This is a genomic window from Methylobacterium fujisawaense, from assembly GCF_039619325.1.
Classification (GTDB): domain Bacteria; phylum Pseudomonadota; class Alphaproteobacteria; order Rhizobiales; family Beijerinckiaceae; genus Methylobacterium; species Methylobacterium fujisawaense.
Map to the genome: position 1 here is coordinate 2,480,654 of NZ_CP155000.1, position 19,307 is coordinate 2,499,960.

General features: G+C 70.1%; 15 protein-coding genes. 8 read left to right on the forward strand and 7 right to left on the reverse strand.

Going from position 1 to position 19,307, the window contains the following annotated elements; translation table 11 throughout:
* The first annotated feature begins 55 nt into the window (after positions 1–55).
* Entirely contained in the window at positions 56–1,585 is a 1,530-nt protein-coding gene (locus ABC766_RS11730; protein WP_345822306.1) for a DUF1800 domain-containing protein, read from the forward strand.
* Positions 1,582–2,769 carry a DUF1501 domain-containing protein gene (locus ABC766_RS11735; protein WP_043381744.1) on the forward strand — a complete coding sequence of 396 codons (1,188 nt, stop codon included), beginning with the start codon at positions 1,582–1,584 and terminating at the stop codon, positions 2,767–2,769. The genes ABC766_RS11730 and ABC766_RS11735 overlap by 4 nt, the downstream gene beginning before the upstream one ends.
* 259 nt (positions 2,770–3,028) lie before the next feature.
* On the opposite strand, the gene ABC766_RS11740 is transcribed toward ABC766_RS11735, so the two are convergent.
* On the reverse strand, positions 3,029–4,075 hold the full coding sequence (locus tag ABC766_RS11740) for a low specificity L-threonine aldolase (RefSeq protein ID WP_342143099.1): 1,047 nt from the start codon (positions 4,073–4,075) through the stop codon (positions 3,029–3,031).
* A 222-nt stretch (positions 4,076–4,297) separates the two neighbouring features.
* Between ABC766_RS11740 and rpsU the strand changes: the two genes are divergently transcribed.
* A complete protein-coding gene (rpsU, locus tag ABC766_RS11745) occupies positions 4,298–4,633 on the forward strand; it encodes a 30S ribosomal protein S21 (protein ID WP_043381746.1) in 336 nt (111 codons plus the stop codon).
* Positions 4,634–4,877: 244 nt separating this feature from the next.
* On the opposite strand, the gene ABC766_RS11750 is transcribed toward rpsU, so the two are convergent.
* Positions 4,878–5,270: a response regulator gene (locus ABC766_RS11750; RefSeq protein ID WP_043381749.1), complete on the reverse strand. Its 393-nt coding sequence runs from the start codon at positions 5,268–5,270 to the stop codon at positions 4,878–4,880.
* 321 nt (positions 5,271–5,591) lie between these two features.
* On the opposite strand from ABC766_RS11750, the gene ABC766_RS11755 reads away from it, so the two are divergent.
* Together ABC766_RS11755 and ABC766_RS11760 are read left to right on the forward strand one after the other, a co-directional pair.
* Positions 5,592–6,377, forward strand: coding sequence for a class II glutamine amidotransferase (locus ABC766_RS11755; RefSeq protein WP_043353480.1), 786 nt, complete (start codon positions 5,592–5,594; stop codon positions 6,375–6,377).
* Positions 6,378–6,478: 101 nt separating this feature from the next.
* Positions 6,479–7,912 carry an NAD-dependent succinate-semialdehyde dehydrogenase gene (locus ABC766_RS11760; protein WP_043353478.1) on the forward strand — a complete coding sequence of 478 codons (1,434 nt, stop codon included), beginning with the start codon at positions 6,479–6,481 and terminating at the stop codon, positions 7,910–7,912.
* A gap of 44 nt (positions 7,913–7,956) precedes the next feature.
* On the opposite strand, the gene ABC766_RS11765 is transcribed toward ABC766_RS11760, so the two are convergent.
* Entirely contained in the window at positions 7,957–8,163 is a 207-nt protein-coding gene (locus ABC766_RS11765) for a SlyX family protein (RefSeq protein ID WP_043353476.1), read from the reverse strand.
* A 380-nt stretch (positions 8,164–8,543) separates the two neighbouring features.
* Here ABC766_RS11765 and ABC766_RS11770 point away from each other — a divergent pair, with 380 nt between their 5' ends.
* Positions 8,544–10,019 carry a PAS domain-containing methyl-accepting chemotaxis protein gene (locus ABC766_RS11770; RefSeq protein ID WP_345822307.1) on the forward strand — a complete coding sequence of 492 codons (1,476 nt, stop codon included), beginning with the start codon at positions 8,544–8,546 and terminating at the stop codon, positions 10,017–10,019.
* A 16-nt stretch (positions 10,020–10,035) separates the two neighbouring features.
* On the opposite strand, the gene ABC766_RS11775 is transcribed toward ABC766_RS11770, so the two are convergent.
* From ABC766_RS11775 to ABC766_RS11785, 3 genes are all read right to left on the reverse strand, one after another.
* Positions 10,036–11,190, reverse strand: a complete 1,155-nt coding sequence (locus ABC766_RS11775) for a GGDEF domain-containing protein (RefSeq protein ID WP_345822308.1) — start codon at positions 11,188–11,190, stop codon at positions 10,036–10,038.
* Positions 11,191–11,374: 184 nt separating this feature from the next.
* Positions 11,375–15,442, reverse strand: a complete 4,068-nt coding sequence (locus ABC766_RS11780) for a Pls/PosA family non-ribosomal peptide synthetase (RefSeq protein ID WP_345822309.1) — start codon at positions 15,440–15,442, stop codon at positions 11,375–11,377.
* Positions 15,443–15,553: 111 nt separating this feature from the next.
* Entirely contained in the window at positions 15,554–16,141 is a 588-nt protein-coding gene (locus ABC766_RS11785; RefSeq protein ID WP_274926200.1) for a histidine phosphatase family protein, read from the reverse strand.
* Positions 16,142–16,237: 96 nt separating this feature from the next.
* Here ABC766_RS11785 and ABC766_RS11790 point away from each other — a divergent pair, with 96 nt between their 5' ends.
* Positions 16,238–17,230, forward strand: coding sequence for a polyphosphate kinase 2 family protein (locus ABC766_RS11790; protein ID WP_075381404.1), 993 nt, complete (start codon positions 16,238–16,240; stop codon positions 17,228–17,230).
* Between the two features lie 16 nt (positions 17,231–17,246).
* Complete coding sequence (locus tag ABC766_RS11795) at positions 17,247–18,401, forward strand: AAA family ATPase (protein ID WP_278306322.1); 1,155 nt, start codon at positions 17,247–17,249, stop codon at positions 18,399–18,401.
* 67 nt (positions 18,402–18,468) lie between these two features.
* On the opposite strand, the gene fabI is transcribed toward ABC766_RS11795, so the two are convergent.
* Positions 18,469–19,293 (reverse strand): enoyl-ACP reductase FabI, encoded by an 825-nt coding sequence (fabI, locus tag ABC766_RS11800; protein WP_043381765.1) that lies wholly within the window; start codon positions 19,291–19,293, stop codon positions 18,469–18,471.
* Between the last annotated feature and the right edge of the window lie 14 nt (positions 19,294–19,307).

Here is a 19,307-nt window from a genome sequence, read left to right on the forward strand (position 1 = left end):
GTACAGGGACACGACACCACGCTGCCCCGACCGATCCACGCACCGCGAGGCTGCGATGTCGCGCGCCGCAACACGCTGTTGTCTGGTTGCTGGTCTGTTGGTGGCCTGGGCGGGCCCGGGCCCCCGTGCGGCCGACGCGCCGCCGCAGGCCGCCGCGGCCGATGCCGCCTTCCTGGATGCCCTGACCTGGGGCGCCAGCCCGTCTGCCTTCGCGCAGCTCACCGCGGAGGGGCGGGCACGGTGGCTGCAGGCCCAGCTCCATCCGCCGGCCGAATCGCGCCTGCCGCCCGCCGCCCAGGCGCAGGTCGACGCGCTGACCCCGCCGGGCAGCCTGTTCGAACGGGCCCAGGCGCTGGATGCACAGGCCAAGGCGTTCAAGGACATCCAGGACCCCGACGCCAAGAAGGCCGCCCAGCAGGCCTTCCAGGTCGCGCTGAACATGGCCGCGGGGAACGCCGCCTCCGTCTGGGTCCTACGGGCGCTCTACAGCCCCGATCAGCTGCGCGAGCGGCTGACGTGGTTCTGGTTCAACCGGTTCAACGTGCATCAGGGCAAGTCCACCCTGCGCGCCGCGGTGGGCGACTACCTCGACACGGCGATCCGTCCGCACGTGCTCGGGCGCTTCCGCGACCTGCTGATGGCGAGCCTGCGCCACCCGGCGATGCTGCGCTACCTCGACAACGACGCCAACGCGGCCGGCCGGCCGAACGAGAACTACGCCCGCGAGATCATGGAGCTGCACGCGATGGGTGTCGGCTCCGGCTACACGCAGGGCGATGTCGAGGCGCTGGCCCGGATCCTGAGCGGGGTCGGCATCGACATGAAGCCCGAGACCCCGAAGCTTCGCCCCGAGCATGCCGCCGATTTCCGCCGGGACGGCCTGTTCGCGTTCAACCCCAACCGGCACGATTACGGCGACAAGGTCTTCCTTGGGACCCGCATCCAGGGACGCGGCTGGCCGGAGATCGAGGAGGCGGTGGACCTGATCGCCCGCCATCCCGCCACCGCCACCAACGTCTCCCGGGCGCTCGCCACCTACTTCCTGGGTCAGCCGCCCGACGACGCCCTGGTGGCGCGGCTCGCCGCCGTCTTCACTCGCAGCGACGGCGACATCGCCGCGGTGATGGAGGCGCTGGTGCGCGAGCCGGCCTTTACGGCCGAGCGCGGCGGCGCCTTCAAGGACCCGGTGCGCTACGTCTTCTCCGCCCTGCGCATGGCCTACGACACAAGGGTGATCCGCAACGCCGGCCCGGTGCTGGGCTGGCTGAACCGCCTCGGCGAGGGCCTGTTCAACCGGTCGACGCCGGACGGCTACCCCCTCGACGCCGCCGCCTGGAGCGGCCCCGGGCAGCTCGCGACGCGGTTCGAGATCGCCCGGCAGATCGGGTCGGGCTCGGCCGGCCTGTTCAAGCCGACGCTGCCAGATCAGGCCGAGGAGCCGGCCTTCCCGGTGCTCGCCAACGGACTCTACTTCTCGACGCTGTCCGGCACCCTGTCGGCGGCGACGCGGGCGGCGCTCGCCCAGGCGGTCTCGCCGCAGGACTGGAACACCCTCTACCTCGCCTCGCCGGAGTTCATGCGATGAACCGTCGCGACCTGATCCGCGCCGCCGCGGCTTTCGGCCTGTCCACGGTGGCCGGCCGCGTCTGGGCGGCCCCCAAGACCGATGCGCGCCTCCTCGTGGTGTTCCTGCGCGGCGCCTACGATGCCGCCAACGTGGTGATCCCCACCGGCAGCGATTTCTACTACCGGTCGCGGCCGAACCTCGCGATCGCCAAGCCGGACGCCGCCGACCCGAAGGCCGCCCTGGCGCTCGACGCCGACTGGAGCCTGCACCCGGCGTTGCGCGAGACGCTCCTGCCGCTCTACGCCAAGGGTCAGGCCGCCTTCGTGCCCTTCGCCGGCACCGACGACATGACCCGGAGCCATTTCGAGACCCAGGATACGATCGAGATGGGCCAGACGGTCGGGTCCGGCCGCGACTACAATTCCGGCTTCATGGCCCGGCTGGCCGCGGAGCTGACCCGGGTCCGGCCGATCGCCTTCACGGATCAGATGCCGCTGATCTTCCGGGGCGGCGAGACGGTGCCCAACATCGCCATCAACGGCGTCGGCAAGCCCGGCATCGACGACCGGCAGGCGCGCCTCATCGCCGCCATGTACAGCGACACCAAGCTGGCCGCCGCCGTGACCGAGGGGTTCCGGGTGCGCGACGCGGTCTACCAGACGATTTCCGACCATGCCGGTCAGGCCGACCGCGGAGCGGTCTCGCCCAAGGGCTTCGAGCTGTCGGCGCGGCGGATCGGCCGCCTGATGCGCGAGAACTTCAATCTCGGCTTCGTGGATGTCGGCGGCTGGGACACGCACGTGAACCAGGGTGCCGGCACCGGCTACCTCGCCGACCGGCTCGGCGAGCTGGGGCGGGGCCTGTCCGGCTTCGTCGAGGAGATCGGACCCGGCTGGTCCGACACGGTGGTGGTCGTGCTGTCGGAGTTCGGGCGCACCTTCCGGGAGAACGGCAGCCGCGGCACCGACCATGGCCATGGCAGCGTCTACTGGATCCTGGGCGGCGGCGTCCGGGGTGGGCGGATCGCCGGACCGCAGGTGCGCGCCGACGAGGCGCACCTGTTCCAGAACCGGGACTATCCGGTGCTCACCGATTACCGTGGGCTGCTCGGCGGGCTGTTCCGGCGCCTCTACGGGCTCGATCAGGCGAGTCTGCGCCGGATCTTCCCGAGCGCGGAGCCGGCGGATCTCGCGCTGCTGTAGGGGGCAAGCAGAAGACTGAGGCGTCGCACCCGGCCCACTGGAGTCTGGGTATTCGGGGCCGCCGTCATCGCGAGCGCAGCGAAGCGACCCAGGGCTGCACGACATCGGCAGGCGTCGCGCGAGACGGGGTTGCTTCGCTGCGCTCGCGAGGACGACCGTGCGCGGGCCGCGCCAGCGTCTTGACGCTCCTCAGGAAAACCCGACACCGGCGCGCGAAACACCGTCGGTGGGGCGGCTCTGCACCCCCATGTCCACCCCGTCAGGCCGCCGCGGCCGCCAGCGTGCGCAGGTCCCGGACCAGCTCATCCACCCGCTCGGGGCGGGCATCCCAGGCGAACATGAAGCGCGCCCCGCCGCCGATGAAGGTGTAGAACCGCCAGCCCCGGGCGCGCAGGCCCTCCATCGTGGCGGCCGGCATCGTCAGGAAGACCGCGTTCGCCTCCACGGGAAACAGCGCCCGCACCCCCGGCAGCCCGGCGACGGAGTCGGCGAAGTGCCGGGCGCAGGCATTGCCGTGGGCCGCATTCCTCAGCCACGCGCCGCTCTCCAGCATGCCGACCCAGGGGGCGGCGAGGAAGCGCATCTTCGAGGCGAGCTGGCCGGCCTGCTTGCACCGGTAGCCGAAATCCTCGGCGAGCTTGCGGTCGAAGAACACCACCGCCTCGCCGGCATGCATGCCGTTCTTGGTCCCGCCGAAGCACAGGACGTCGACACCCGACCGCCACGTCATGTCCGCCGGGCTGCAGCCCAGACACGCGCAGGCATTGGCGAAGCGAGACCCATCCATGTGCAAGGCGAGCCCCAGCTCGCGGCAGGTCGCCGACAGCGCCCGCAGCTCGGCGAGGCTGTAGACCTGTCCCGTCTCGGTGGGCTGCGTGATCGTCACCACCCGTGGCCGCGGAAAGTGGATGTCGCTGCGGTTCTGGGCGAGCCCGCGGATCGCCTCCGGCGTGAGCTTGCCGCCCTCGGTCCGGACGGTGAGCAGCTTGGAGCCGTTGGAGAAGAATTCCGGCGCGCCGCACTCGTCGGTCTCCACATGGGCCGAATCGGCGCAGATCACGCTGTGGTAGGATTGGCACAGCGCGGCCAGGGCCAAGGCGTTGGCGGCGGTGCCGTTGAAGGCGAAGAACACCTCGCATTCGGTCTCGAACAGGTCCCGGAACGCGTCCGCCGCCCTGGCCGTCCAGGCATCCTCGCCATAGGCCGGGGCGTGGCCGCGATTGGCCGCCTCCATGGCTCCCCAGGCTTCCGGGCAGATGCCGGAATAGTTGTCGCTGGCGAATTGCTGCGAGTCGTCGTGTCTCATCCGCGCAACCTAGCACGACGCAGACGCAGATGGATCGCGCGGGCAGGTTGGAACTGGTGCGCGCTTGGTGTAATAGCCCCGTCAAGGCGTGAGCTCCACGCCGATTCGGAAACCGACGTTCCCGTCCCCCTCGGGTTCATCCCGGGCGAGGGACGTTGCCGGTTTCCAGATCGGCGGCGGGCCGCGTGAACCCAGAACTTCAGGTCCAGAGGATCAAGTCCGTTGCAGGTACTCGTTCGCGACAACAACGTCGATCAAGCGCTCCGCGTCCTCAAGAAGAAGATGCAGCGCGAGGGCATCTTCCGCGAGATGAAGCAGCGCAAGGCTTATGAGAAGCCGTCCGTGCGCAAGGCCCGCGAGAAGGCGGAAGCCGTGCGCCGCGCCCGCAAGCAGGCTCGCAAGACCGCTATCCGCGAGGGCCTGATCGCCGCGCCGAAGCCGAAGCCCCGTTTCCCCGCCGGCAGCCGTCGTCCCGGCTTCCCGTCGCCGTCCGCTGCGCCGGCTCAGGGCGGCAACGCCTCGGGTCAGACCCCGGTCAGCCCGGCTCCCGCCGCCTGAGCGACGTCACATCGGTTGTGAAAGAGCCCGGCCCGCGCGAGCGGCCGGGCTTTTTCTTTGCGGCGCGCAGCAGCCGGGCGAGACAGCGGGCCAGCTAAAACGTCGGACGGGCACGTTCCGGCGATGCCGCCGTCCTTGCGTGCGCCACGAGAACCGGGGCGGCGCCACGTCAGGAGACGTCACGCAGCCCTGGTCGCGTCGCTGAACGCGCGAAGACGTGAAGGGATCGCGTCGGCGCGCCGGGCTAGGCAGCCTTGGCGGCCATGGTCGCGTGCTCGGCCTGGACCAGCACGTCGAGGGCCCGCCACGGCTTCTGCATGTAGACCGCCTGGTCGGGGAGCCGCGCATCCCGGCCCGCGCCGGAGGTCACGACCACGCGCACGTCCGGCCAGCGCCGCTTGACCGCCTGGGCCAGGGTCACCCCGTCCATCGCACCGGGCAACCGCACGTCGGCGAAGAGCAACGCCACCGTCACGTCGGAGCGCTCCAGCACGGACAGGGCCGCCTCCGCGCTTTCGCAGGCAATGACTCCGAGGTCGGTTTCTTCAAGCACCGCGGTGGCGAGATCGCGCACGGCCGCATCGTCCTCCACGACGAGAGCCACGGGGGCGGATCCGTCGGGCACTGCGCAATCCATAAAAGTCTCCTGCTGTTGGTGCCTTGCCCCGCTTCGGGCGACCGCCTCCTGGGCGGCGTTCTGATTCCCCGATTTGGCCATGCTGACCCTTCATGAGACGGCTCACAAGAGTCGCGTCGCCGCGCCGGCGAATGCCTGCCCTGCGATCAAGCGGCACCGATTTCATGCGGAACGCACGAAAATGGCGCAGTTTCCGACCGGTTAAGAAACTGTTCACCGGAGTGGACCGACTGTTAACGTCCTGCGGCGGAACGTCTCCACCCTCCGAGGGGCGTTGCGCGGGATCGTACGTGGACCTGAGCTGAAGGATCATCGTCCGTCATGTGCCGTTTCCTCGCCTATAGCGGTGAGCCGGTTTTCCTCTCCGACCTCGTCTGCGCGCCGACCCACTCGCTGGTGCATCAGTCCCTGCACGCCGACGAGGGGAAGACCGAAACCAACGGCGACGGCTTCGGCATCGGCTGGTACGCCGAGCGGCCCGAGCCGGGGGTCTATCGCGACATTTCCCCGGCTTGGTCGGACGAAAATCTGGTGAACCTGTGTGGGCAGGTGCGGGCGCGCACGTTCTTCGCGCATGTGCGTGCCTCGACCGGGACCGCCACGGCCCGGGCGAACTGCCACCCGTTCGTCTACGGCCGGCACCTGTTCATGCATAACGGTCAGATCGGCGGCTACCACCGGATCAAGCGGCGGCTCGAAGCGCTGATCCCGGATACCTATTACGACCACCGTCGGGGCAGCACGGATTCGGAGGCGATTTTCCTGCTGGCACTCGCCAACGGCCTCGAGGAGGATCCCGTCGGCGCGATGGCGCGGACGCTCAAGACCGTGCGCGAGCTGATGGAAGCCGCCAGCGTCAGCGAGCCGCTGCGCTTCACCGCACTGCTTACGGATGGCGAGACGCTCACCGCCTACCGCTGGGCCTGCGATGGCCGGCCGCCGAGCCTGTATTTCCGCGAGGGGCCGGGCGGCATCGTGGTGGTGTCGGAGCCGATCGACGGCTGCCGCGAGGGATGGCAGGTGGTCCCGAAAGGCGCGACCCTCCGCGCCCGCCACGGGACCGCGACCCTCGTCCAGGCACCGGAGCCCGCCCGCGCCGCCGCCTGAATACAGACGGTTCCAGCTATGCCGCCGCGGGGATTGCCCGGGCGCGCCACATCGGCACAGTCCGCCTGCGGCCGATGGTGCGGCCGAGCGGGAATCGACCGATGTATCCGGATACCGAGCTTCACATCGCCGGGCGCTGGCGCGCGGGTGCCGACCGGGAGACCCTGGGAGTCCTGAACCCGGCTTCGGGTGAGACGATCGGCCGGTGCGCCGTCGCCACCACGGCGGATCTCGACGAGGCCCTGGCGGCCGCGTCCCGCGCTTTCCCGGCCTGGCGCAGCGTCGCGCCCTTCGAGCGCGCCAAGGTGATGCGGAAGGCCGCCGACCTCCTGCGCGCGCGGGTCGACGAGATCGCCCGGACCATGACCCTGGAGCAGGGCAAGCCGCTCGCCGAGTCGCGGGTCGAGACCCTGGCGGCGGCCGACATCATCGATTGGTTCGCCGAGGAGGGTAAGCGCGCCTACGGCCGCGTCATCCCGGCCCGCGCCGACGGCGTGCTGCAGGTGGCGGTGCGCGAGCCGGTCGGCCCGGTGGCCTGCTTCACCCCCTGGAACTTCCCGATCAACCAGGCGGTGCGCAAGATCTCGGCGGCGCTCTGCACCGGCTGCACGGTGATCCTCAAAGGTCCCGAGGACACGCCGGCGAGCTGCGCCGCCCTGGTCCGCGCCTTCCTGGATGCCGGCATCCCTGGGGACGCGCTCTCGCTGGTCTACGGCGACCCGGAGACCATTTCGGCCTACCTGATCCCGCATCCCGTGATCCGGAAGATCTCGTTCACCGGCTCGACCGTGGTCGGCAAGAAGCTCGCGGCGCTCGCCGGCGCGCACATGAAGCGGGCCACGATGGAGCTCGGCGGCCACGCCCCCGCGATCGTGTTCGGCGACGCCGACGTGGAGAAGGCGGTCGCCGTCCTGGCCCCCTCGAAGTTCCGCAACGCCGGCCAGGTCTGCGTCTCGCCGACTCGCTTCCTCGTGCACGATTCGGTCTTTGACCGCTTCGTCGAGGGCTTCACCAATTTCGCCAAGGCCGTGAAGGTCGGCGACGGGCTCGATCCCGAGACCAAGATGGGACCGCTGGTCCACGGGCGGCGCCTCGACGCCGTCACGGCGCTGGCGGCGGACGCCGAGTCGAGCGGCGCGACGCTGCGCGCCGGCGGCAAGCGCATCGGCAACCAGGGTAACTTCTTCGAGCCGACGGTCTTTACCGAGGTGCCGCTGACCGCCCGGATCATGAACGAGGAGCCCTTCGGGCCCCTGGCGATGATCAACCGATTCTCCGACGACGGCGAGGCGCTCGCCGAGGCCAACCGTCTGCCCTACGGGCTCGCGGCCTACGCCTATACCCGCTCCGCCGAGCGGGCGGCGCGGGTGTCGAACGCGGTGGAGAGCGGCATGATCTCCATCAATCACCACGGCCTCGCCTTGCCGGAGACGCCGTTCGGCGGCGTCAAGGATTCGGGCTACGGCAGCGAGGGCGGCCCGGAGGCGCTCGACGCTTACCTGGTCACCAAGTTCGTCACGCAGGCAAACTTCTGACGCGCGGGCCGGCGCGTCGCACCCCGGCGCGCCGGCTCCCTCTGTCAGTAATGGGGCGGCGGCGGCTCCAGCCCCCGCGGCGCCGCCCGGGCGGCCGCCTCCTCGACCTGCTCCCGCAGCATGTCCAGCTGCCGCACCAACCGGTCGATGACGCGCCATTGCTCGGTCACGGTGCGGTTCAGGTCCTCGATCGTCGCGTCCTGCTCGGTCAGGCGGATCTCCAGGCGATCGATCCGGGTGTCTTCGTCCATGTCCGACCTCCAGTCAGTGCCGTGCCGACAGTCGCCTCGACCGACTTGGATCGGCCCGTCGACGCTCGCCCCGTCCTAGCGCAGACCGCGAGCCGCGCCATCCGGCTGAGTACCTCAGCGCCCGATGGCTCGAAGTCCGATGGAATGAGCCATTCGCGGCATTTCTCGATCCGAATACACATGAATTACGACCGAAATAAACAAACCCACCAAATTGTCCGCCATCTTTGTGGCGCCGACAAGCCGGTTGACCAATGTGAAGCAGATTTGCAATACTCTAATCTAGGATGTCACGCAGATAAAATGGCGCGCCTGCGGTCAAATGAATCGCTTTGAAATCAATATAATTCATAAATAAAAATAGACAGGGACGTTTTCAAATGGCGATATTTGGTTCTCGCGACAACGCCCTGCTCGCGGCCATCGATCGGACGATGGCCCGCGTGGAGTTCGATCTCGACGGCATGGTCACCGATGCCAACGCGATCTTTCTCGCGCTCGTCGATTACACCCTCGAAGAGGTTCGGGGCCGGCATCACAGCCTGTTCGTGCCGGAATCCGAGCGGTCGGGTTCGGACTATGCCGCCTTCTGGGACCGGCTGCGCGCCGGCCGGCACGAGACCCGCGCCTTCCCCCGCCTGACCAAGTCCGGCCGGATTGTCTGGATCCAGGGGTCTTACAATCCGATCCTCGATCGACGCGGCAAGCCGATCAAGGTGGTGAAGCTCGCCACCGACATCACCGCGGAGCGCGCCCGCAACGCGCTCTACGCCGGCCAGATCGCGGCCCTCGACCGCTCGCAGGCGACGATCAGCTTTGCCCTCGACGGCACGATCGTGGACGCCAACGCGAACTTCCTGGCCACCCTAGGCTACACCCTGGAGGAAATCCGCGGGCTGCATCACCGGATGTTCCTGCCGCCGGCCGAGGCGGCGAGCGCGGATTATGCCGCGTTCTGGACCGCCCTCGGCAACGGCGAGTATCAGGCCGGGGAGTTTCGGCGGATCGGAAAGGGCGGCCGCACGGTCTGGATCTTCGGTGCCTACAACCCGATCCTCGACACCGACGGCAAGCCCTGCGCGGTGGTCAAGTTCGCCACCGACGTGACCCGGCAGGTCGAGGATCGGCAGCGCCGGGCCGAGAGCCAGCGCGCCATCGATGCCGATATCGCGGCGATCCGCGAGTCCATGAGCCGGGTCGTCCGGCAGGCCGACGACACAGCGGAAGCGTCGAGCCAGACCACCCAGAATGTCGAAGCGGTCGCGGCCGGTTCGGAGGAATTCGCCGCTTCCATCGAGGAATTGAGCCGTCACGCGCTGCAGGCGAAATCGTCCGTCGACCTGGTCGTCTCCCGCGCCGAGGAGGCGGCCGCGATCGTCGTGGGCCTCACCGGCGCCGCCGACCGGATCGGAGCGGCGGTGAGCCTGATCCGTTCCATCGCCGACCAGACGAATCTGCTGGCGCTGAATGCCACCATCGAGGCGGCCCGGGCCGGGGCGGCCGGCAGGGGCTTCGCCGTAGTGGCCGCCGAGGTGAAGGCGCTCGCCGGGCAGACCGCAAAGGCGACCGGAGAGATCGGCACCCAGATCGCCGCCGTGCAGGCCGAGACCGCGCGGGCGGTCGCGGCGATCGACGGGATCGGTGGGACGATCGAACAGCTGAGTGCGCTCTCGCTGAGCGTGTCGTCAGCCGTGACCGAACAGGCGACGGTGACCCGCGACATGACCGAGAACATGCAGGCCGCCGCGCAGAGCGTCGCGGCCGTTCACGCCGCCATGGCGGAGATCGCGGCCTCGGCGGCCGTCGTCGACACGTCGGTGCGGAAGGTCTCCGAGGCGGCCCGCGCCCTGGCGTGAGCGACCCGGCCGCGCGTCAGGCGGCGCGGACCGCGACCGAATCCGCCACGGCGACCCGGTCGCGCCCCCCCTCCTTGGCGGCGTAGAGCGCCGCATCGGCCCGCTGCATCAGCGCATCGAACGCGACCCCGGGCCGGGCCTGCGCGATCCCGATGCTGACGCTGACGCTGAGGCCCGGCAATTCGGGGACGTGAAGCTGCGCGAAGGTCCGGCGCAGTTCCTCGGCCCGACCGAGGGCCTCGGCGGGCGAGACGTCCGGCAGCAGACAGGCGAATTCCTCGCCGCCCAGGCGGCCCAGCAGCGCCTCCTTGGGCAAGAGCGACGTCGCCATGGCGCAGAAGCCCATCAGGACCGCATCGCCGACCCCATGACCGTAACGGTCGTTCACCGCCTTGAACCGGTCGAGGTCGAACAGCAGCAGGGCGACGTCGGGATACTCGGCCATCGCCCGCTCGGCGGCCCTGGTGAAGGACCGGCGGTTACGCACCCCGGTGAGGGCGTCCGTGGACGCGGCGATACGCTGCTCGCGCTCGGCCCGCTCCTTGACCAGCGCCATGAAGGTGAAGGCCGAGGCGATGGAGAACATCAGAGTGACGAAGCACAGGATCGCCACCCAGGGAGAGGCGAGCGGGCTCAGGCCCGGCTGCGGCGGCGCCATGACGGTCGCGGGGATCCGCAGGACGTAGAAGGCGCTGTGCAGGCCGAGAATGGTCGCGGCCGCGATCCGGGAGGCGAGCTGCTCGGCGCGACCGCGCCAGATCTCCGCGGTCGCAGCGCCGCAATAGAGGGCCGCCACGGCCGAGGCGTAGAGGATGCGGGCCTCGATCGCGGCATAGAAGGCCGGGATCAGACACAGGACGCACCATCCGAGGGCACCCGCCATCGCGACGCCCGTCCGTGGCTCGCGATGCTCGAAGGTACGGACTCCGCTCCAGATGAGGCCGTAGGCAGCCAGCACCACCGCGTTGGCCAAGCCCACCGAGATCAGATCGGGGATCTGATTGCGCAACGCGAGGCCGGCCGACCCGGCCGCCCCGACGAGGTGCGCCGTGCCCCAGAGGGCGAGCGTCCGGGATCCGGGAGCCTGCCGCCATGAGGCCATGAACAACACGCCGACCAGAAAGGTCGTCGCCGCGCTGACGACCAGCAGAGTCGCGGGATCGAGTTGCACGGAAGACTGTCGATCCTCGGCTCAAACGATGGCGCCGTCCCATCCCGGCATTGCTGGGGGAACGGCTCGGCATCTCAATCTATACCAATATCGCAGGCTAGACATTACAATAAGTTAGCTTGGCGGCATCACTCGCTCGTAGACGAGCTAGTACACCGCCAAGATCCGTTGACCGGGGCCACCGTCAGGCGCGGTGGATCACCGGCACCGCGGGCGCCCCCTCCCACTCGGTGTTGGCGGGGATCGACTCGCCCTTCATGACGATGGTGAGCGGACGCAGGCGGGCGAAATCGCCGACCTTCGTATCGTACAGCACGGTCGAGAACGCGCCCACCGAGACGCCCCGGCCGACGACGACGCGGCCGATCTTCATGATCCGATCCTCGTACAGGTGCGTCTGCAGCGCCGAGACCCGGTTGATGGTGGCGTAGTCGCCGATGGTGACGCAGTCGAACTCGGTGATGTCGGTGGTGAGCATGCACACCCCCTTACCGACCTTCACCCCGAACAGCCGCAGCACCCAGGGCAGGAAGGGCGTGCCCTGGAGATGCTCGAGCAGCACCTTGCCGGCGAGTCCCCAATAGGCCACGGCGATCGCCTCGGTGCGCATCGCCCACCACGACCACATCGGCTGCATGCCGGGCTTGTAGACGCCCATCAGCAGCCATTTCATCGCGATGACGGCGGACGACTGGATCAGCGCGATGGCGACGCTCGCCGCGACGAAGCTGAAGGCCAGCCCCCACCAGTCCTGCTCCAGGATGGCCGGGTAGAAGTACCAGTCGATCACCGTGATCGCGAGGGTGATGTAGAGCATCGGCGAGAACGAGGTCGCGAAGGCCTCGAACACGCCGCGCCGGATCTTCGGCCAGGCGCCGGGCTCGTAGGTCTGGGCGGTCGAGCCGAGATCGACCTTCTGGCGGGCCGGCAGCCGGATCGGCGGGGAGCCGAACCACGTCTCGCCGGGGCTCATGGCGGCGTTCTCGGGCGGCTTCGACTTGATCCCGATGAGCACGTCGTCGGGGATGACGGCGCCCGGCGGCACCACGGCATCGTTGCCGACGAAGACCCGCGCCCCGGTGCGGGTCGGCTCCAGGTGCATCCAGCCGCGCCGGATCTCCTCCTCGCCGTACACCACCTCGTCGGCGACGAAGTTCTTCGCGCCGACCTCGGCGAGATCGTAGCGGCCCGCGAGGTTGGTCGAGATCTCGGCGCCGTGGCCCATATTGGCGCCCATCAGCCGGTACCAGGCCCGCATGTAGACGGTCGCGAACAGCGACGAGAGCGTCTCCAGGGTCACCTCGACGGCGAGCGCCAGCGACCATTTCCGCAGGTAGAACAGGGAATGGACCGAGTAGGTGCCCGAGCGCGTCCGCGGCAGCACGATCCAGCGGATGCCGGCGATCAGCAGCACCGTGCCGGCGGTCATCAGCATGGCCGTGGGCCAGGTGAGGATCGGCAGGTACCAGTGGTAGTCGACGTCGGTGATGTCGGAGAGCGAGTCCGAGATCTGGTCGAAGATGAAGAAGGCCGGGAAGATCGGCAGCAGGCCGACCGCGGGGATCGCGCCGAGCAGGACGACGTAGGCCGCCATGAAGGCGCTGCGGCGCGCGAAGGAGGCCTCGGCGGGCGCGGGCAGGTCCGAGGGGTCCGCCATCCCGACCTTGCGGCCGGGTGAACCGTCCCAGCGCTCGGCAGCCCCGACCCGCGAGCCCACGGGGATCGTGGTCAGGTCGGCGATCTCCGCCTGCGGCCCGATCACCGTGTCGTGGCTGATGACGCAGGAGGTTCCCACCGCCGCATCCGGGCCGATCTCCACCCGGCCGATGACAAGCTCGTTGCCGACGATCTCGGCGTTGGCGATGACGAGGCGACCGCCGAGCGACGCGCCGTCTCCGATGGTCAGGAGGTCGGGCGCGCCGATCTCGATGTCGGAGATCAGGGTGTCACGCCCGATCCGGGCGCCCATCAGCCGCAGGTAGACGGCGATGGCCGGCGAACCCTGGAGCCACTTCACGTGGACCAGCGGGGCCAACCGCTGCGCGAGCCACCAGCGGTAATAGTAGGCGCCCCAGAGCGGATAGCGGCCCGGCTTGGTCCGGCCGAGGATCAGCCACTTGCCGGCCACCGCGGCCACTGCGGTCACGCCGTTGATCGCCACGTAGACGAGGAGCAGCACCCCGAGTTCGGCGAAGAAGCTGAGACCGCCGCCGGTGAGCAGCAGGTAGGTCACGAACATGCCGAGCCATTGCGCAGTGGCCAGGGCGATGACGAAGGGCAGCGCGACGAGTTGCGCGAGGCCGCACAGCGCCCGGCGCAGCAGCGGCGGCGGTTCGAAGCTCAGGTCACGGGTCGCGGCCCCGGCGCCCATCCCGCCCGTGCGGGCGATCAGCGCGTCCGCCATGGCCCGCATCGTGCGCAGGGCATAGACGTCCGGCAGGGTGATGCCGGCGAGCGGCGGGTTCTCGCGCACCGCCGAGACGAAGCGGGCGGCGAGCAGGGAATGCCCGCCGAGATCGGCGAAGAAATCGCCCTCGAGGGCAATCGGCTGATTGCCGAAGACCTGCTTGGCAGCCGCGACGAGGGCCGCCTCGGTCTCGTTGGCGGGGGGCTCCTGCTCGCCGTCGGCGGCCACCACCGTCAGCGGGGCGATCTTCAGCGCCTTGCGGTCGACCTTGCCGGAGGTCAGACGCGGGAGCGTCTCGGCCACCTCGAAATGGCCGGGCACCATGTAGGGCGGCATCTGCCCGGCAAGCGTCCGGCGCAGGGCCGCGGCGTCGATGGCGCGGCCGCGCTCCGGGATCAGGAAGGCGACGAGGCGGTCGACGCCGTCGTCCTGCCGGAGCACGACGGCGGCCTGGTTGATCTCGGGCACCGCCCGGATCCGGGACTCGATCTCGCCCAGCTCCACGCGGAAGCCGCGGATCTTCACCTGGTCGTCGATCCGGCCGTGGAAAACGATCCGGCCCTCGGTATCGAGGGAGACCGCGTCGCCCGAGCGGTAGAGCACCGGATCGGTCCCGTCCGACGCGAAGGGGTTGGCGATGAACTTCTCCGCCGTCAGCTCCGGACGGGCGAGGTAGCCCCGCGCCACGCCGGGGCCGCCGATCAGCAGCTCGCCCTGCTGGTCGCGGCCGAGCAGGGCGAGGTCCTCGCCGGCGACGTAGACGGAGTAGTTCGGGATCGGGCCGCCGATGGTCACCGGCTCGCCGGGCCGCATCTCGGCGGCGGTCGCCACCACGGTGGCCTCCGTGGGCCCGTAGGTGTTGAACAGCTGGCGCCCGCCCGTCGCCCAGCGGGCGATCAGCGGCTCGGGCAGCGCCTCGCCGCCGAGCAGGACGAGGCGGACCCGCGGCAGGTCGCCGGAGATCATCGCCAGCAGCGTCGGCACGGTGTCGAGCACCGTGATCCCCTCCGCCTCCAGGATGCCCGGCAGCGATTCAAGGTCGCCCATCATGGCCGGGCTCGCCACGAACAGGGTCGCACCCACGAGGTACGGGACCCAGATCTCCTCCATCGAGAGATCGAAGGCCACCGAGGCCCCCTGGAACACCACGTCGTCGGCGCGCATCCCGTAGAGGGCGTTCCCCGACCGGAGGAAGTGGCAGATGTTGGCGTGGCTGATGACGATGCCCTTGGGCACGCCGGTCGAGCCCGAGGTGTAGATCAGGTAGGCGGGATGCTCGGGCGTCAGTCCGGCGGCGCGCGGGTCCGGCTCGGGCGCATCGGCGGGCGTCCCCGCGTCGAGATCGGCGGGCGTCAGGGCGGGCGTCCCGTCGGGCGCCGCGGCCGCCAGCGCCGGCGAGACCAGCAGCGCCTTCGCGCTCGCATCGGTAAGGCACACGCCGACCCGGTCGGCCGGCGCCTCGGCGTCGAAGGGCAGCCACGCCGCCCCCGACATCGTGATGCCGATCTGCGCCACGAGGAGGTCCGGGCCGCGGGCCATCCACAGGCCGACGACGTCGCCGGGGCCGATGCCGCGATGGGCGAGGCCGGCGGCGATCCGGCCGGCCCGGGCGGCGACCTCCGCGTAGGTCAGGTGCGGGTGGACGCCGCCGGCCGCCACGCGGGCGCCGTCGACGAGGCAGGGATGGTCGGGCCGGGTCTCGGCGGCGTGCAGGAAGATCTCGGCCAGGACCTCGTCGCGGATCAGGTCGGGCCGGTGGTCGCCGCGCAGGATCGCCGCGTCCCCGGGACGGTCGCGCTCCCCGGCCACCGGGCCGGGCCGGGTCTTTTCGGCGACGTCGCTCATCCGCTGCTCCGCTGGCCGGCCGCTCGAGCCGGCGCCTGTCCTGGCCGCCGCCCTATAGCCTGCCGATCATGCCGTTATCGAGGCGGCCTTGCACTGCGCAGGCGCACGGGATCAAGCCCAGCGCCAGCCACCGGGCTCGAGGATCAGGACCTCGCCCTGCCGGATTCCGAGGCGGGGCGCGGCGTAGATGTCGAGATGACCGAGGGCGACGAGGGCCGCCCGGGCGACGCCGCCATGGGCGACGACCACCGTATCCCGCTCCAGGGCCGCGATCATCGGGCCGACGCGCTCGACCAGGGCGGCGTAGCTCTCGGCGCCGAGGCCGGGCGGACGGTAATGCCAGCGGTCCCGGTCGCGGCCGGCCGCCCCCGCCGGGTCGCGGCGGCGGATCTCCGCCCAGGTGGAGCCCTCCCAGCTGCCGAAACCGATCTCGCGCAGGCGCGGATCGGTGCGGTACGCCGCCGGGGGCAGGCCGAGGGCCGTCCGGAGGATCTCCATGGTGCGCCGGGTGCGCTTGAGCGGGCTCGCGACGAAATCGGCCTCCGCCAGCGTCGCCCCCGCCACCGCGGCGAGGCGTTCCGCGACGGCCGCCGCCTGCGCCTCGCCCTGGGCGTTGAGGTCCGTGTCGCGCCCGCCCTGGAGGCGTCCCTCGGCGTTCCAGGCGGTCTGGCCGTGCCGGATGAAGTAGATCGTACCCAACCGTCTCAACCCCGTCCTGCGCAGGAATCCGGAACGGCCTGGATCGCCGGCCGTTCTCGCCGTCGGTCGGCAATATCCGGATACAGGTCCTGCCCCATGTCCAAGAAGCACGGCAAGCATCATCGCGGCCACAAACGTCCCGATGACATGACAGGTGAGGCAGACCTGCATGGATCGCCCCGGCCGCCCCGCCCGTCGACGGCCCGCTGGGCGGGTTCCGCGGACACGATCGCCGGGACCGTCCCGGCCGCCCTGGACGGCCACCGCCAGATCCCCATCCTCGCCGCCCCGGGCATCGTCACGGTGGAGCCGGGCGCGGCCTTCGACCTCTCCGCGGTGGAGGCCGACGCCGATGGCGGCCTGGATAAGGCCTGGGCGAAGGAGGCCCTGGCCGGGGAGCGGGCGCGCATCGTCGCCCTCCAGGAGCGCCTCTATGCCGAACGCGCCCGCAGCCTGCTGCTGGTGTTCCAGGCGATCGATACCGGCGGCAAGGACGGGACGATCCGCTCGGTCCTGCAGGGCGTGAACCCGCAGGGCTGCACCGTGGCCTCGTTCAAGGTGCCCTCGAGCGAGGAACTCGATCACGACTTCTTGTGGCGCTACCACGCCCGCGTGCCGGGACGCGGGATGATCGGGGTGTTCAACCGCAGCCACTACGAGGACGTGCTGGTGGTGCGGGTGAAGGGCCTCGTGCCGGATGCGGTGTGGCAGAGCCGCTACGGCCGCATCAACGACTTCGAGCGCCTGCTCACCGAGTCCGGCACAACCGTGATCAAGTTCTTCCTGCACATCTCCCGGGCCGAGCAGAAGAAGCGCCTGGAGGCCCGGATCGCCGATCCGGAGAAGCGCTGGAAATTCGATCCCGCCGATCTGGTCGAGCGGAAGTCCTGGGACGCCTACCAGCAGGCCTTCGCGGACGCCCTCGGCCGCTGCTCGACGCCCCATGCGCCCTGGCTGGTGGTGCCGGCCAACCACAAGTGGTTCCGCAACTACGTGATTGCCCGGACCGTGGCCGATACACTGGAGGCCATGGATCCGCGATTCCCGGAGGCCTCGAAGGGCATCGCGGATCTCACGGTGCCCGACTGACGGGGGGAGGCCCGACATGCTGGTGGTTCGGGAAATCGCGGTCTCGGGCTACCGCTCGCTGCGGCGGATCAGCTTCCCGGTCGATCGGCTGTCGGTCTTCGTCGGGGGCAACGGCACGGGCAAGACCAACCTGTACCGCTCGCTCGAGCTCCTACAGGCGGCGGCCCGGGGTACGCTCACCCGCGATCTCGCCGCGGAGGGCGGGATGGACTCGGCCCTGTGGGCGGGTCGCCGTCGGCAGGGCGAGGCCGCGCGGATCTGCCTGTCGGCCACCCTGCGCCACGACGGCACCGGCCAGGACTTCCAATACACGGTGGAGGTCGGGCTGGTGCAGCAGGCCGGCGACTCGATTTTCGGCGCGGCCTTTCGGAAGGAGCCGCAGGTGAAGGCCGAGCGCCTGACGGTCCGCACCCGCGGCCGCACGGCCGTACTCCTCGATCGCGACGGGCGCAGCGGCTTCGTCCGCGACGAGGCGGGCGCCAAACGCTCCCTCGGCGGGGATCTGCTGGCGACCGAGACCGCGCTGGGCAGCCTCCTCGACGCCACAGGGCTTCCCGAGATCGCCCTGGTCCGCCTCGCCTTGGCGGGATGGCGCTTCCACCACGATTTCCGGACGGATGCCGATTCGCCCCTACGCCGGCCCTGCCTCGCGGTGACGACGCCGACGCTGGCCTCGGACGGCTCGGACCTCGCCGCCGTCTTCGCCACCCTGGCGCATATCCGGCAGGACACCGCCGAGATCGACGAGGCCGTCGACGCCGCCTTCCCGGGTGCGGGGCTCGTCATCCCCGAGCCGGGCCGTCACGCCAGCTTCGGCCTGCGCTTTCCCGACTTCCCCGTCCGGATCTTCGATCCGCCGGAACTGTCGGACGGCACCCTGCGCTACCTCGCCCTCGCGGGCGCCCTGCTCGGATACCGCTTGCCGCCGTTCATCGCCCTGAACGAGCCCGAGACCAGCCTGCATCCCGATCTCATGGATCCGCTGGCGCGGCTGATCGCGCGGGCCGCAGAACGCACCCAGGTCTGGCTCGTGACCCATTCGGAGCGGCTGGCGGCGGGGATCGCGGAGCACGGACGCGTCCGGCCGCGCACCGTCATTAAGCGCGACGGCGAGACCTGGATCGACGGGCTCAAGCTCTCGGGGGACTTCGCCGACGCGGACGAAGATTGACCCCGATCCGATCGGATCGTGCGAAAAGCCGTCTGGCCGCGCGCGGCGCGTGCGGTGACGGCGCGCCTCAATCCTTGTCGAGGGTGAGGTCCGGGGCCTCGGGATTCTTCATGCCGACGACGTGGTAGCCGGCATCCACGTGGAGGATCTCGCCGGTCATGCCCGCCGCCATGTCGGAGACGAGGTAGGACGCGGTCTCGCCGACCTCCCCGATCGTCACGGTCCGGCGCAGGGGCGCGTTGTACTCGTTCCACTTCAGGATGTAGCGGAAATCGCCGATCCCGGAGGCGGCGAGGGTCTTGATCGGGCCCGCCGAGATCGCGTTGACCCGGATGTTCTTCGGGCCGAGATCGGCCGCGAGGTAGCGCACCGACGCCTCCAGCGCCGCCTTGGCCACGCCCATCACGTTGTAATGCGGCATCCACTTCTCGGCGCCGTAATAGGTCAGCGTCACGAGGGAGCCGCCCGGGCGCATGATCTTCTCGGCACGCTGGGCCACGGCGGTGAACGAGTAGCACGAGACCAGGAGCGACTTGGTGAAGTTGTCCTCGGAGGTCTCGATATAGCGGCCGGTCAGCTCGTCCTTGTCGGAGAAGGCGACGCAGTGGACGACGAAATCGATGCCGTCGGGGAAGACCTTCGCGGCTTCCGCGAAGACCGCGTCGATCGTGGCCGCCTCGGTGACGTCGCAATGCCCGATGACGTGGGCGTCGAGCTCCTTGGCGAGGGGCTCGACCCGCTTGCGCAGGGCATCGCCCTGATAGGTGAAGGCGAGTTCGGCGCCGTGGGCGCGGGCGCTGCGGGCGATGCCCCAGGCGATCGAGCGGTTGTTGGCGACCCCGAGGACGATGCCCCGCTTGCCCGCCAGAAGGCCCTGCCCGTGTTCCGCCATGATCGATCCCGAAG

Excerpts from the sequence above, each read along its gene's own strand:
- ABC766_RS11730 (WP_345822306.1), top strand. The coding sequence starts at position 56 with ATGTCGCGCGCCGCAACACGCTGTTGTCTGGTTGCTGGTCTGTTGGTG.
- ABC766_RS11735 (WP_043381744.1), top strand. The coding sequence starts at position 1,582 with ATGAACCGTCGCGACCTGATCCGCGCCGCCGCGGCTTTCGGCCTGTCC.
- ABC766_RS11740 (WP_342143099.1), bottom strand. The coding sequence starts at position 4,075 with ATGAGACACGACGACTCGCAGCAATTCGCCAGCGACAACTATTCCGGC.
- ABC766_RS11750 (WP_043381749.1), bottom strand. The coding sequence starts at position 5,270 with ATGGATTGCGCAGTGCCCGACGGATCCGCCCCCGTGGCTCTCGTCGTG.
- ABC766_RS11755 (WP_043353480.1), top strand. The coding sequence starts at position 5,592 with ATGTGCCGTTTCCTCGCCTATAGCGGTGAGCCGGTTTTCCTCTCCGAC.
- ABC766_RS11760 (WP_043353478.1), top strand. The coding sequence starts at position 6,479 with ATGTATCCGGATACCGAGCTTCACATCGCCGGGCGCTGGCGCGCGGGT.
- ABC766_RS11765 (WP_043353476.1), bottom strand. The coding sequence starts at position 8,163 with ATGGACGAAGACACCCGGATCGATCGCCTGGAGATCCGCCTGACCGAG.
- ABC766_RS11770 (WP_345822307.1), top strand. The coding sequence starts at position 8,544 with ATGGCGATATTTGGTTCTCGCGACAACGCCCTGCTCGCGGCCATCGAT.
- ABC766_RS11780 (WP_345822309.1), bottom strand. The coding sequence starts at position 15,442 with ATGAGCGACGTCGCCGAAAAGACCCGGCCCGGCCCGGTGGCCGGGGAG.
- ABC766_RS11790 (WP_075381404.1), top strand. The coding sequence starts at position 16,238 with ATGTCCAAGAAGCACGGCAAGCATCATCGCGGCCACAAACGTCCCGAT.
- ABC766_RS11795 (WP_278306322.1), top strand. The coding sequence starts at position 17,247 with ATGCTGGTGGTTCGGGAAATCGCGGTCTCGGGCTACCGCTCGCTGCGG.
- fabI (WP_043381765.1), bottom strand. The coding sequence starts at position 19,293 with ATGGCGGAACACGGGCAGGGCCTTCTGGCGGGCAAGCGGGGCATCGTC.